Origin of the sequence: Aeromonas sp. SE22 (genome assembly GCF_038739755.1) — a bacterium.
GTDB lineage: Bacteria > Pseudomonadota > Gammaproteobacteria > Enterobacterales > Aeromonadaceae > Aeromonas > Aeromonas jandaei.
This window is the reverse complement of the sequence record NZ_JBCGFD010000004.1, coordinates 1-14,029: the sequence shown is the minus strand read 5'-3', so window position 1 is coordinate 14,029 and position 14,029 is coordinate 1. Positions and strand designations below refer to the sequence as shown.

Here is a 14,029-nt window from a genome sequence, read left to right as displayed (position 1 = left end):
TAAATCAGGATTCGACAGGGTATCCGGCCTCCAGCCAGCCGCGAAAACCACCATCGACGCTGATCACCTTGCGATAACCCATCTGTTGCAGATTGTCTGCCGCCAGAATGGAGCGAAAACCGCCGCCACAGTAGAGGTAAAGCTCGGTATCGACATCGGGAAAACGGGTCTCGATATCGCGCTCAATCACGCCACGGCCCAGATAGAGGGCGCCAGGCAGATGGCCTTTGGCCCACTCGCTCTCTTCCCGCACATCGATCAGATGAAAAGCGCGCCCCTCATCCTGCCAGCGCTTGATCTGGTGAACATCGGTCTCGGCTACGCGGGAGCGGATCCCTTCTACCAGCGCCAGAAAACGGGGATTATGTTGCATGGCAAGCTCCTTTTGTTGAAATCATCTGCGTCAGCATACGACAACAGCGAAAAAGAAAAGAGCGCCTTGCGGCGCTCTTTCGTGGTTTACGGCAGGATTTCCTGTTGATCCGCACCCTCTTTCTCTACCTGGGTTGGCAGCATGTGCTCGCGCTTGACGCCGAGGAACATGGCAAACGCACTCGCCACATAGATGGAGGAGTAGGTACCGAAGGCCACACCGATCACCATGGCCACGGCAAAACCGTGGATCAGCGCACCGCCCTTGAGCAGCAGCGCCAGCACCACCACGAAGGTGAGGCCGGAGGTGATGATGGTACGGCTCAGGGTCTCGGTCATGGAGAGATCCAGAATGTAGTCGGTATCCCCTTTGCGCACCTTGCGGAAGTTCTCCCGCAAGCGGTCGAACACCACGATGGTATCGTTCAGGGAGTAACCCACCAGGGTCATCAATGCCGCCAGTACGGTCAGGTCGAACTCGTACTGGAAGTAGGCAAAGACACCGAGGGTGATCACCACGTCGTGCACCAGCGAGAGGATGCCGCCCATGGCCAGACGCCATTCAAAGCGCACCGCCACGTAGATCAGGATACAGATGATGGAAGCCAGCATGGCCAGTGCACCATCGGTCGCCAGCTCGTCACCCACGGAGGGACCGACGAACTCGACGCGCTTGAGCACGGCACCGGGATCAAGCAGCTTGGCAGCAGCCAGCACCTCGTTACCCTGCTCCTCGACCTTGACCCCCTCTTTCGGGGTCAGGCGGAACAGCACATCACGGCTGGAGCCGAAGTGTTGCAGGCTCGCCCCTTCAATCTTCTGCTCTTCCAGTACCTGGTGCATCTTGTCCAGGCTCACCGACTGCTGGAACCCCACTTCGATGGTGGTACCACCGGTGAAGTCCAGACCCCAGTTCAGGCCCCGATCAAACAGAAAGAAGAGGGCGATCACCATCAGCACGGAAGAGAAGACCACACCCGTTTTGGCATAGCGCATAAACGGGATCGGTTTTTCAAAATGTAGAATCTGAAACATCTCTCTATCCTCAGATGGGCAACTTGTCGATGCGCCGTCCACCCCAAGCCAGGTTGATAATGGCGCGGGAGACCGTGATGGCAGTAAACATGGAGGCGGTCAGACCGATGCCCAGCGTCAGGGCAAAGCCCTTGATGGCGCCAGTACCGATACCGAACAGGATCACACAGGTGATGAGCGAGGTGACGTTGGAGTCGGCGATGGTCGAGAATGCCCGATCAAAGCCCAGATGGATGGCCTGCTGAACCCCGCGACCGTTGCGGATCTCTTCACGAATACGTTCGTAGATCAGCACGTTGGCATCCACCGCCATACCAAGCGTCAGCACGATACCGGCTATGCCTGGCAGGGTCATGGTGGCCCCCGGGATCATCGACATGATACCGACGATCAGCACCAGGTTCATACAGAGCGCCAGGTTGGCAACCCAGCCGAACGCACGGTAGTAGATCCCCATGAACAGCACGATCACCAGCATGGCCCAGCCGATGGCTTGCATACCGCTGTCGATGTTCTGCTGACCCAGGCTCGGGCCAATGGTGCGCTCTTCCACGATCTGGATCGGGGCGATCAGGGCACCGGCACGCAGCAGCAGCGCCAGGTTGTGGGCTTCGTTGGCGTTGTCGATACCTGTAATGCGGAACTGGCTGCCAAGGCGCGACTGGATGGTGGCGACGTTGATCACCTCCTCCTGCTTGCGGAACTTGCGCTTGCCATCCGGACCCGGCTGACCGACCGGCTTGTACTCGATAAAGACGGTCGCCATCCCTTTACCAACGTTGTCCTTGGTAAAGTTGGCCATCTTGTTGCCACCCTGGCCATCAAGCTTGATGTTGACCTGGGGACGGCTGTACTCGTCGAAACCGGACTGGGCACCCACGATGTGGTCACCGGTCAGGATCACCCGCTTTTGCAGCACGACAGGACGACCATTGCGATCGTTGTAGACCTTGGAGCTCGGCGGTACACGACCGTCGGCCGCAGCCTGAATGTCGGCAGTCTCATCGACCATGTGGAACTCCAGGGTCGCGGTCGCGCCGAGGATCTCCTTGGCACGGGCGGTATCCTGGATACCGGGCAGCTCAACCACAATGCGCTCGGCGCCTTGCTGTTGTACCAGCGGCTCGGCGACACCCAGCTCGTTGACCCGGTTACGGATGATGGTGATGTTCTGCTCGAGGGCGTACTTCTTCACTTCCTTGATCTTCGCTTCGCTCAGACCGGCCATCAGGATGAATTCATCCCCTTTCTGCTCGGTGGTGAAGGTCAAATCAGGGTTCTGGCGACGCAGATGGGTGACAGCACGCTCTTGATCCGCTTCGTCACGAAATACCACCTGTACCTTGTCACCAACCCGGCGCACGCCGGAGTAACGGATCTTCTGGGTACGCAGCTCGGAGCGGAAATCCTGCACCATCTGCTCTTGCTGCTTGGTCAGCGCCTCGGCCATGTCCACTTCCATCAGGAAGTGCACACCACCGCGCAGGTCCAGACCCAGTTTGAGCGGGTTGGCACCAATGGCTTCGAGCCAGGCAGGAGTAGAGGGGGCAAGGTTGAGAGCGGTAATGAAGTTGTCACCCAGCTTGTTGGCGACGACATCGCGCGCCTTGAGCTGATCTTCGGTGTTCTTGAAACGGATCAGGATCAGACCGTGCTCGAACGCAGCATGTTTGACCGGGATCTTGGCCTCATCGAGACTCTCTTTCACCAGGTCAAGGGTATCTAGCTTGACTTCGGCACCGCGGCTGGCAGAAACCTGCAAGGCCGGGTCTTCGCCGTAAAGATTGGGGGCTGCATATAGAAAACCGATGGCGATCACCACGATCACCATCAGGTATTTCCACAGCGGATAGCGATTCAACACGCTGTGCTCCTTGGGAGATTAAAGGGACTGGATAGAACCCTTGGGCAGAACGGCAGAAACGAAGTCCTTTTTGATGGTGACTTGAGTCTGGTCGTTCAGGGCGATCACCAGGTAATCGCTGTCGGCAGCCACTTTGGCAATCTTGCCAACCAGACCACCGGAGGTGAGCACTTCGTCACCCTTGGAGAGAGAGGTCATCAGATTGCGATGATCTTTGGCGCGCTTGGCCTGGGGACGGTAGATCATGAAATAGAAGATGAGACCGAATACGGCCAGCATGATGATCATTTCCATGCCACCACCCTGTGCCGCCGGAGCTGCGCCTTCTGCATACGCCTTGGAGATAATGCTCATTTAACAACCTCTTATTGATGTAGATTTGAAAACTAGCTTATAAATTATTGTTATTTAACGTCATTTACAGCTAACGGAGGCACGGGCTTCCCTTGCCGACGGTAAAACTCTGTTACAAAGTCGTCTAATTTACCCTGCTCGATCGCGTCCCGCAAACCCTGCATAACACGCTGGTAGTAACGCAGGTTATGGATAGTATTCAGACGGGCACCGAGGATCTCGTTGCACTTGTCCAGATGGTGCAGATAGCTGCGGGTGTAGTTCTTGCAGGTGTAGCAATCGCAGTCAGCATCCAGAGTGCTGGTGTCGTTGCGATACTTCGCATTGCGGATCTTGACCACGCCATCGGTGGTAAAGAGATGACCGTTGCGCGCGTTGCGGGTCGGCATCACGCAGTCGAACATGTCGATACCGCGGCGTACCCCTTCCACCAGATCTTCCGGCTTGCCGACACCCATCAGGTAGCGCGGCTTGTCGGCCGGGATTTTCGGGCAGACGTGCTCAAGGATGCGGTGCATGTCCTCTTTGGGCTCACCCACCGCCAGACCACCGACCGCGTAACCGTCAAAACCGATCTCCAGCAGACCTTCCAGCGATACATCGCGCAGCGGCTCGTAGACGGAGCCCTGGATGATGCCGAACAGGGCATTCTTGTTGCCAAGAGCGTCGAACTTGTCGCGGGAGCGCTTGGCCCAACGCAGTGACATCTCCATCGACTTGCGCGCTTCTTCGTAAGTGGCCGGATACGGGGTGCACTCGTCGAAGATCATCACGATGTCGGAGCCCAGATCGTACTGGATCTCCATGGATTTCTCGGGGTCGAGGAAAATCTTTTCGCCATTGATGGGGTGGCGGAAGTGGACGCCCGCCTCGGTGATCTTGCGAATGTCGCCCAGGCTGAATACCTGGAAACCACCGGAGTCGGTCAGGATCGGGCCCTGCCAGTTCATGAAGTCATGCAGATCGCCGTGGGCGCGCATCACTTCCTGACCCGGACGCAGCCAGAGGTGGAAGGTGTTGCCAAGCAGGATCTGGGCACCGGTCTCGCGCACCTCTTCCGGGGTCATCCCCTTGACGGTGCCGTAGGTACCGACCGGCATAAAGGCCGGAGTCTGCACGGTGCCACGCTCGAATACCAGCTGACCGCGACGGGCACGGCCGTCGGTGGTTTTCAGTTCAAATTTCATTGCTACCTCGATTCAGTCAGAGAAACAGTCTGACAATTAAAGGCCATTCGGCCCGCTATAAAAGGCGAAGCTTATGCCTCGCCCCGGCGACGGGTGACGAACATGGCGTCCCCGTAGCTGAAGAAACGGTACTGCCCGGCCACGGCGGCCTGGTAGGCGGTCATCACGTTATCATACCCGGCGAAGGCGCTGACCAGCATGATCAGGGTCGACTCCGGCAGGTGGAAGTTGGTCACCATGGCATCGACAATCTGGAACTGGTAGCCCGGGAAGATGAAGATGTCGGTATCGCCAAAAAAGGGCGCCAGCGGCTTGCCCTGCGCCAGAGTCACCTTGGCGGCGCTCTCCAGCGAACGGACCGAGGTGGTGCCAACGGCAATCACCCGACCGCCGCGCGCACGGGTAGCGGCAATGGCATCGACCACCTCTTGCGGCACTTCGGCATACTCGGAGTGCATATGGTGATCTTCAATCTTCTCCACCCGCACCGGCTGGAAGGTCCCCGCCCCTACATGCAGGGTGACAAAGGCAGTTTCAACCCCCTTGGCCCGAATTTTCTCAAGCAGCGGCTCGTCAAAGTGCAGACCGGCGGTCGGCGCAGCGACGGCGCCCGGCTTCTGGTTGTAGACCGTCTGGTAGCGCTCCTTGTCGGCATCCTCGTCGGGACGGTCGATATAGGGGGGCAGCGGCATGTGGCCGATCGCCTCCAGGATCTCCAGCACCGGACGGGCGTCGAGGAAATGGATCTCGAACAGGGCATCGTGGCGGGCGCGCATTTCAGCTTCCACACCACCATCCATGATCATCCGGGTGCCCGGCTTGGGCGCCTTGGAGGCCCGCACATGAGCCAGCACGCTGTGCTCGTCCAGAATGCGCTCGACCAGCACCTCCAGCTTGCCGCCGCTGGCCTTCTGGCCAAACATGCGGGCCGGAATGACGCGGGTGTTGTTGAATACCAGCAGGTCGCCCGGGTTGAGCTGGTCCAGCACATCGACAAATTGACCGTGGCGCAGGGCGCCGGTTTGACCGTCGAGCTGCAACAAACGGCTGGCGGTACGCTCCGCCATCGGATAGCGGGCAATCAGCTCGTCTGGCAGATCAAAATGAAAATCGGATACTTGCATCTTTCACCTCGGGGGGAATCGGCGGCTAGTCTAGTTATCCCCATCTTCCAAGGCAACCCAAAAGACCAAAAACCCAAGAGAGACAAGGGGTAGCGGGCAATTTTGTGACCACCAACCAGTTAATGACTCTTTAATGTTTTGTATTGACCCTGATCATGTTTTGCCACCCATGGCTGGGCTAGGGTGGAGACAGGCGGAGAAGAAAAACCAATGCAATCAGGAGGCCTACCATGATGACCATATCCGAAATCATGACGGAACATCCCTTTACCCTGGGGCCGGAGAACAGCGTCAAACAGGCGATGGATCTGATGCAGCAGGAGCGGATCCGCCACATTCCCATCGTTGACGAACACCACCATCTGCAGGGGCTCGTCACCCTCACCGACATCCTGGCCACCCGCGAATCCAAGCTGCTGCTGATCAGCCCGGAGCGGGAGGCGGAATTTACCGACAGCGTTCACCTTGACGAGATCATGACTCGCCAGGTTGCGAGCGTGGATCCCCATGCCGGCATCAAGGAGGCAGCGCTCTATCTGCAGCGCCACCGGTATGGCTGTCTGCCGGTGCTCAAGGGACGCAAGCTCATCGGCATCGTCACTGAGTCAGACTTCATCTCGGTAGCCATCAACCTGCTGGAATTGATGGAGGAGCAGGAGCCGCCCACCGATTTTTGACACGACAATATGTAATTAAATTACAGAAAAAGCGTTTTCAGCAGTAAAAAAGAGAAATAAAGGTGAAAGTGTTTCATTTTGATTGAAAAATTACACCAATTACTTGCCATGTGATCTCCATCACACTATTATCCCCCTCATGCAATAGTTGCCGAGGGGGAGATGAAGGAGTGTGCACCCATCCTCTTCCTCTCATATGTCTGCAAGTTTGCACACCCCGTAGTTAGTCTTTGCTGTAAAGCATTTGTTTATATAGCCATTCCTTGTTTGATGACCCGGCTTTATCGTTGCGATAGCGCCGGGATTTTTTTTATCTGCGCAAAACGTGCAGCCCGCTTGCATTAGCTCGGGTCGGCTTCTGCTTTATCCCCCCCACCTCCCCTCTTGCTGCTTGTGCCGCTCTTCTTTGCTCCCGATCCATATGGCCACTCGATCCCCCAGATCGGGCGATATCCTCATCTTCTTTCGGCAAGCCCTCCCCACCGCTTTTTGCCAGACATCGGGGAGGTATAAATTAAAATATGGTCATTCTCGCCAAACACATAAATTTTATTTATAGCGACCGATTTGGTCTGCAACCCCCTCTTTGACGGCAGCAACCGGCCTTGCGAGGGGGATGCCCGACTGTTGCTACCAGCGGCACCGACGATAAGCCACCGCGTATAAATCCAATATACCGATTAAAGCGATTCAATTTTGTAGCTTTAATCGATTAGAACATCCTCCTATGATGACTCCATCGAAAGTTAAACGCCTCGTCCGACACGACTCTGCAAACCCGGACAGGCATATGTACATCACCAAGGAGCAAATCCATGTCTACCTACATCAACACTGAAATCAAGCCGTTCAACGCTACCGCCTACCACAATGGCAAATTCGTTCAGGTGTCTGACGCTGACCTGAAAGGCAAGTGGTCCGTGGTGTTCTTCTACCCGGCTGACTTCACCTTCGTCTGCCCGACCGAGCTGGGTGACCTGGCCGACAACTACGCCGAATTCCAGAAGCTGGGCGTCGAGATCTACGCCGTCTCCACCGACACCCACTTCACCCACAAGGCCTGGCACGACACTTCTGACACCATCCAGAAGATTCAGTACCCGATGATCGGCGACCCCACCGGCACCATCACCCGCAACTTCGGCGTGATGATCGAAGAAGCCGGTCTGGCTGACCGCGGTACCTTCGTCATCGACCCGCAGGGCATCATCCAGATCGTCGAGATCAACGCTGGCGGCATCGGCCGTGACGCACTGGAGCTGCTGCGCAAGGTCAAGGCTGCCCAGTATGTTGCCGCTCACCCGGGTGAAGTGTGCCCGGCCAAGTGGAAAGAAGGCGACGCCACCTTGGCCCCGTCCCTGGATCTGGTAGGCAAAATCTAAGCCTCCCCGCTCTGAAGACCGGCCCGTTCAAGGGCCGGTTTTGTTTACGGACCTCAGAAAAGGCGCCGGTCTGCTTTCTGGCCTGACAAAACGCCGACCCGCAATCACAAGAAGGAATTCGACCATGTTAGATACCAACCTCAAACAACAACTCAACGGTTACTTGCAGTACATCGTCAATCCCATCGAGATCAGCGTGTCCGGCAATGACAGCGACAAATCCGCCGAACTGCTGGCGCTGGCCAGCGAGATCGCCGGGATGTCACCCAAGATTTCCCTGACCGATGGCACCAATTCCCGCAAGCCTTCCATGAGCGTCGCGCCGCAGGGCCAGGCCCCGCGCGTTCATTTTGCCGGTATCCCCATGGGTCATGAATTTACCTCGCTGGTACTCGCCCTGCTGCAAAGCGGCGGTCACCCCTCCAAGGCCGATGCAGCCGTGCAGGAGCAGATCCGCAATCTCAAGGGCGAGTTCCACTTCGAGACCTATATTTCGCTCTCCTGCCACAACTGCCCGGACGTGGTGCAGGCCCTCAACCTGATGGCCACCCTCAACCCCGGCATCACCCACACCATGATCGATGGCGCCCTGTTCCAGGACGAGGTCAACGAGCGTCAGATCATGGCGGTACCGAACGTCTACCTGAACGGTCAGCCGTTCAGCCAGGGCCGCATTTCGCTGGAAGAGATCGTCGCCAAGCTCGACACCGGCGCCGCCGAGCGCAAAGCTGAGGAGCTGAGCGAAAAAGCACCCTACGACGTGCTGGTCGTCGGTGGTGGCCCGGCTGGCGCCGCCGCCGCCATCTATGCCGCTCGCAAGGGCATTCGCACCGCCATCGTCGCCGAGCGTTTCGGTGGTCAGGTGATGGACACCGTCGGCATCGAGAACTTCATCTCCGTGCCCTATACCGAAGGCCCCAAGCTGGCCGCGAGCCTGGAGCAGCACGTCAAGCAGTACGGCGTGGAAGTGATCACCGAGCAGCGCGCCGCCGCTATCAGCAAGGATGGCTACGTCAACGTGGAGCTCGCCTCTGGCGCCACCTTGAAAAGCCGCTCGGTCATTCTCGCCACCGGCGCCCGCTGGCGCGACCTGAACGTGCCGGGCGAGCTTGAGTACCGCACCAAGGGCGTGGCCTACTGCCCGCACTGTGACGGCCCCTTCTTCAAGGGCAAGCGGGTTGCGGTGATCGGGGGTGGTAACTCTGGTATCGAGGCCGCCATCGATCTGGCTGGCATTGTCGAACACGTTACCGTGGTGGAGTTTGCCGACACTCTGCGTGCCGACGAGGTATTGCAGAAGAAGGCCCGCTCCATGGCCAACATCGACATCATCATGAGTGCTCGCACCACCGAAGTGATCGGTGACGGCAGCAAGGTGGTGGGCATGGATTACGAAGATCGCACTACCGGCGAGATCAAACACTTGGCGGTGGCGGGTATCTTCGTCCAGATCGGTCTGGTGCCGAACACCGAGTTCCTTAAAGAGAGTGACGTAGCCCTGACCCGCTTCGGCGAGATCGAAATCGACACCAGGGGCGCCACCTCCCTGCCCGGCGTCTACGCCGCAGGAGACGCCACCACGGTGCCGTTCAAGCAGATCATCATCTCCATGGGCGCCGGGGCGACCGCCGCACTGGGAGCGTTTGATTACCTCATTCGCGATCCGGCGCCGCAGGCGAGCAAGGCTGACGCCGTCACCGCCTGATAGCCTCGCCAAAGTGAACAAGCCGACACCCTGCGTGTCGGCTTTTTTGCATCTGTTGCGTCATAAAAAAACCCGCAACAGGTGCGGGTTTTCATCAATCACGACATCAGCATCATTCGAGCAGGAAAACGGCGTCGATATTGTCAGTAACCGTGATCTGCTGCTGTTGATAGCTGTTGGCAGCCATATCCGCTGCAGGCGCGGCCATCGCCTGTGCCTTGAAGTTGCGGCTATAGAGCGGCATCGGGGATGCATTGCGGTACTCCGCGCTGTACACCTTGCCCAGCTTCATGCCAAACGCCTTGGCCAGCGACTCGGCCTTGCTCTTGGCATCTTCCACCGCCCCCAGTCGCACCTGCTCCTTGACGGTTTGCGGCGATTTCAGGCCATATTCGATTTGCGATACCGACTCGAGCCCGGCTTTGAGCGCGGTATCCATCAGCTGGCTCAGCTTGTCGAGTTGGTAGAGCTTGACCGCCAGCTGGCGCTGGGCACGGTACCCGAGCAGCTCGGGTTTCTTGTTCTCGGCATATTGATACTCGGGAGAGACCACCAGATTGCCGGCCTCCACATCGGAGCGCTTGATGCCCAACCCTTCAAGCTGGCCAAAAAACGCGGCAACCTTGGTATCGACCAGCTGCTTGGCCTTGAGCCCCTGTTTTTCCAGCGCGGTAACCGACACATTGAGCGTCAGCATATCCGGCTCCACCTTCTGCTCAGCGTAACCACTCACCACCAGATGGGGCGCTTGCGGCACTTCAAGGGCAAACAGGGGGGCACTGACAACCAGAGCCGACAGGGTAAGAAGGGGACGCCACATAGAAAAAAGCCTCAATCAACAAGATTGAGGCCATTATGCCCGCAGCAAAGTGAGATTCATATATCGTGCAGTGGCGGGATCTGATCCAGCACCTGATTGGTCAAATCAAGACTGATGGTGACAACCGGGGCGGACTCATGCTCTCCCCCTGCAGATACTGGTGTGTTGCTGACCTGCGCGACCAGCACCTCGTCATCGAAGTGGAACGAATCCCACGACAGAATATGTCCTTGTGGCTGGGCGTGAATCTCTGTCGATACACTCTCCTCCATTGCCACAGACCAGGGAATAGTCTCGGAGTGCCCCAGCAGATCCTGCAGCTGCGGGGAGTAGAGACTGGCCAGCGAGTACTCCTGCTGACCGAGATCATGCCCTACCAGAATGACGCCATGAGACTCTTCAGCATCCATTGCCGGGGTATAGGTGATCGATGCCGCGGCAAAATCGACACTGAGCGAGCCAGCTACATCACCGGCGTCGTTCTCAATCTCCACGCCATCCAGCTGATCTCCCTCGATCGATGCCTGATAGCCAAACTGGCCTGCGCAGGTAATGGTTCCCTGCCCATCCCAGCTATAACGGATACCATCAATGTCGACCCAGTTGAATGACTGCATGACGCCCCTCTCCTCTACTGCTGCTATCTTATCCATCCCTCAGGGGAAAAAACAGGGGCCAGGCAAGCCCGGCCCCGAGACAAGATTACGGATCAACCTTCAGATTGCCCTGATTCAACAGGTCTTCAATGATGGTCTGGTCATTGCGTGTTCCTCCCAGTGTCAGGTCGATATTGTCAAACTGGATGACATGGGTCGTACTGCCGCTGCCCGAGCCATCCAGATCGATGGTGAGTGTTGACTTGCCAGTGCCCGGGCCTGTGGTGAAGGTGAGATAAGCATCGAGCGAAGTCTTGTTGGCATGTTCGCCGCTAAGCAACTCACTGATATCCAGCACATCGCCGCCAGTTCCGGTGGTGAAGTCCTTGATCACATCGGTGCCACCCACATCTCCAGCGCCCCATTTGAAGGTATCGCTGCCCGAGCCGCCTGTGAGGGTGTCAGACCCGGTCCCGCCAACCAGAATGTCGATACCGTCACCGCCAATCAGAATGTCATTGCCTTTTTGGCCATAGAGCACATCATTCCCATCGCCACCTTCAAGGGTGTCATCACCACCAACTGCACCTTCCTTACCATACTCTGCATGCTGGCTGTAAAGTTCGTTGAGCAATTGCCCACCACTCTTGCCCGGATTGTCTGCTACAAACTCGAACCAGCCGCCATCCGTATTGTCTGCATGAATACTGTCACCAAAAATCACGTCGTTGCCTGCACTGCCCTGCAACAAGTCAGAGCCGACACTAACAGCGGTAAACAGCGATCCCAAGCCACTAGACAGGTCATCAAAGCTGTCTACGGCGAGGTAGTTGTCTGCAGTGTTGTCGATAGCATTGAGGTTATTGCCAAATGATGCACCGGATGGCACCCCAATCCCGACCGCATTAATCACCACATCCGAGGCAGACAGTGCGCTCAGGGTTGCTATACCGGTCGCAATCTGCGCAGAATTGGTCCAGCTCCCTGCAGTCGGCTCCCCATCGGTGAGGAAGTAGACATATTTATGATTTGCGGCTGGATCCCCGGTCATCATTGTATTGAGTTGTTTCAAGGCTGCTTCGTAATTAGTGCCTCCACCTGACTGCACTAGATTGCTTACAGCCTGCTGAGCGGCAGAAACGGAGGAGTAGGTACCAACATATTTGCTGTTATCTGCAAACGTACCAATCTCGACTTGCAGTTGCGCAATGCCACTGAACTTGGCCAGCAAGTTGTTGATGGCATCTTTCATCAACTGGAATTCCGAGTTGCTGATACTCCCCGACATATCGACCATAAATGTCAGGTTGTAACTACCCGAAGTCACCCCGCCGACATCACCGATCAACACATCTGCCCCGACGCCACCCAATATTGCGCCATCCACATCCGGAGCAAGAAGAGGGTTGGGACGAACGTGATCGTCAATGGCAGTGCTGACCCCGGAACCTGTGTCATTGGCATTGCTACCAACCACCAAGACCGGATTGATAATGGTTAACTTGGCACTGCTGGTATCTCCATCGCCATCTTTAATCTTGTAAGTGACCTCGACAGGCGCCCCCTCTGCCCCACCTGATGGCGGGGTGAATCGATAGTCACCATCATTCTCAATGTAGAGGGAGCCCTTGTTGGTACCCAATGCAATAGTGAAAGAGGTATTGCTGTTATTGAAGGTGTAGGTTGTTCCGTTGTACTCCACAGACACCAGCTTGGGCGTACCAAAACCGTCGGCACCTGCACTGTCATTGGTTGTTACATTGCCATCAATTACCTGTGTCAGGTTGGTCAGTGTTCCCGACAGCTGACCCGCTGTATTGATCACCACCACATTGTTGTTGTGAGCACCACTCGGTGACCACGCGACACTTTGCAGGTCGGCATCAAGTACGCTGGTTGAGCCAATCCCCACGGCATATGCACCATCAATGCCTTTTTGTGTCAGGAAGTTCGTCCAGTCATTGCGCTCTGTGGCGTTAATTGCCTCATCAGCCGAACTGGGCACTCCATCCGAAATGAAAAATACAAAGGTGTTATCAGCGGAAGGCGGTGTCCCATAATTGTCCCTAACCGCTTGCAACGCATCATCGTAGTCCGTGGAACCGCCAGAAGAGATGCTAGTCAGCTGACCAGTTACCTGATCCTTGGTCAGCCATACCTGACTGCCGACACTCTTGACTGTTGCCGAACTATCAAAATCAACCAGCATCACTTTGACCAGCGAGTTGCCATAGCTGTTCATCAGATTCGTTACAGCATCCTTGATAACCTGCATATTGGTATTACCAATACTGCCTGAGCTATCGATAACCAACACCAGGTTGACTGTGCCATTAGTGCCACTGGTAATGGTATCAGCCACAGCAATTGGACCATCGTCCTTGAAAGTGATATCCAGCCCGCTCGCACTGGTCGCCGTGGTGCTGTCGCCATCACGGTCGGTGACAGTCTGTACCACCTTGATGGCTGCCGCTGACGCCAGCGACACGCTGTCGTCATGGTCACTCGCACTGCTGCCATCCACCCCGTGCTCCAGCGCCGCATACTGGGTCACCGTCACCTTGCCGCTGCTGTCTATCAGCACGCTGAAGGCCTTGGTGCCACTGGTGCTACCGCCGGTCCATCCTTCATAACCGTTGGCCACGGCCACCAGTTTGATTTCGCTGGCGCTGCCACTTTGTCCCGCCAGCCACAGGCCGGTGCGGGCTCCCGCTGTCGCACTCAGGCTGTACTGCACGCTGCCTGCGCCGTCAGTGCCATACACCGGGGCATTAAACAGACCGCTAATGACGCTGCTGCTGATGTCGACTGCATCAAACCCGCCAGTTTCATCCAGAGTTGCACCTGCACTGACTGCCGCCTTGGCCGAGGCACTCGGGCCATCGTCCTTGAAGGCGATATCCAGCCCGCTCG

At 56.9% G+C, this 14,029-nt stretch carries 12 protein-coding genes; 3 read left to right on the top strand and 9 right to left on the bottom strand.

Annotated features, from left to right (window positions below; genetic code table 11):
- Positions 1 to 4 precede the first annotated feature (4 nt).
- The 6 genes from AAHA39_RS09515 to queA form a co-directional block, all read right to left on the bottom strand.
- Positions 5 to 373 carry a rhodanese-like domain-containing protein gene (locus AAHA39_RS09515; RefSeq protein WP_033114489.1) on the bottom strand — a complete coding sequence of 123 codons (369 nt, stop codon included), beginning with the start codon at positions 371 to 373 and terminating at the stop codon, positions 5 to 7.
- 86 nt (positions 374 to 459) lie between these two features.
- The gene (secF, locus tag AAHA39_RS09510) at positions 460 to 1,407 is read right to left on the bottom strand and encodes a protein translocase subunit SecF (protein ID WP_033114488.1); all 948 of its coding nucleotides are present in this window, start codon (positions 1,405 to 1,407) and stop codon (positions 460 to 462) included.
- Positions 1,408 to 1,417: 10 nt separating this feature from the next.
- On the bottom strand, positions 1,418 to 3,271 hold the full coding sequence (secD, locus tag AAHA39_RS09505) for a protein translocase subunit SecD (RefSeq protein WP_139394537.1): 1,854 nt from the start codon (positions 3,269 to 3,271) through the stop codon (positions 1,418 to 1,420).
- Positions 3,272 to 3,289: 18 nt separating this feature from the next.
- Positions 3,290 to 3,625 carry a preprotein translocase subunit YajC gene (gene yajC, locus AAHA39_RS09500; RefSeq protein WP_041207407.1) on the bottom strand — a complete coding sequence of 112 codons (336 nt, stop codon included), beginning with the start codon at positions 3,623 to 3,625 and terminating at the stop codon, positions 3,290 to 3,292.
- A gap of 50 nt (positions 3,626 to 3,675) precedes the next feature.
- Positions 3,676 to 4,812 carry a tRNA guanosine(34) transglycosylase Tgt gene (gene tgt, locus AAHA39_RS09495; RefSeq protein ID WP_041207406.1) on the bottom strand — a complete coding sequence of 379 codons (1,137 nt, stop codon included), beginning with the start codon at positions 4,810 to 4,812 and terminating at the stop codon, positions 3,676 to 3,678.
- A 71-nt stretch (positions 4,813 to 4,883) separates the two neighbouring features.
- A complete protein-coding gene (gene queA / locus AAHA39_RS09490; RefSeq protein WP_042033560.1) occupies positions 4,884 to 5,936 on the bottom strand; it encodes a tRNA preQ1(34) S-adenosylmethionine ribosyltransferase-isomerase QueA in 1,053 nt (350 codons plus the stop codon).
- A gap of 230 nt (positions 5,937 to 6,166) precedes the next feature.
- Here queA and AAHA39_RS09485 point away from each other — a divergent pair, with 230 nt between their 5' ends.
- From AAHA39_RS09485 to ahpF, 3 genes are all read left to right on the top strand, one after another.
- A complete protein-coding gene (locus AAHA39_RS09485; RefSeq protein ID WP_040066530.1) occupies positions 6,167 to 6,613 on the top strand; it encodes a CBS domain-containing protein in 447 nt (148 codons plus the stop codon).
- A gap of 815 nt (positions 6,614 to 7,428) precedes the next feature.
- Positions 7,429 to 7,995, top strand: a complete 567-nt coding sequence (gene ahpC, locus AAHA39_RS09480) for an alkyl hydroperoxide reductase subunit C (protein WP_005299724.1) — start codon at positions 7,429 to 7,431, stop codon at positions 7,993 to 7,995.
- A gap of 124 nt (positions 7,996 to 8,119) precedes the next feature.
- Complete coding sequence (gene ahpF / locus AAHA39_RS09475; RefSeq protein WP_320655912.1) at positions 8,120 to 9,700, top strand: alkyl hydroperoxide reductase subunit F; 1,581 nt, start codon at positions 8,120 to 8,122, stop codon at positions 9,698 to 9,700.
- 112 nt (positions 9,701 to 9,812) lie between these two features.
- Here ahpF and AAHA39_RS09470 read toward each other — a convergent pair whose 3' ends face one another.
- From AAHA39_RS09470 to AAHA39_RS09460, 3 genes are all read right to left on the bottom strand, one after another.
- Positions 9,813 to 10,520: an SIMPL domain-containing protein gene (locus AAHA39_RS09470; RefSeq protein WP_071910669.1), complete on the bottom strand. Its 708-nt coding sequence runs from the start codon at positions 10,518 to 10,520 to the stop codon at positions 9,813 to 9,815.
- A 56-nt stretch (positions 10,521 to 10,576) separates the two neighbouring features.
- Positions 10,577 to 11,137 (bottom strand): hypothetical protein, encoded by a 561-nt coding sequence (locus tag AAHA39_RS09465; protein ID WP_320655911.1) that lies wholly within the window; start codon positions 11,135 to 11,137, stop codon positions 10,577 to 10,579.
- A gap of 85 nt (positions 11,138 to 11,222) precedes the next feature.
- Positions 11,223 to 14,029, bottom strand: a 2,807-nt coding sequence (locus AAHA39_RS09460) for a VWA domain-containing protein (protein WP_342690015.1), incomplete at its 5' end; no start/stop codon positions are given.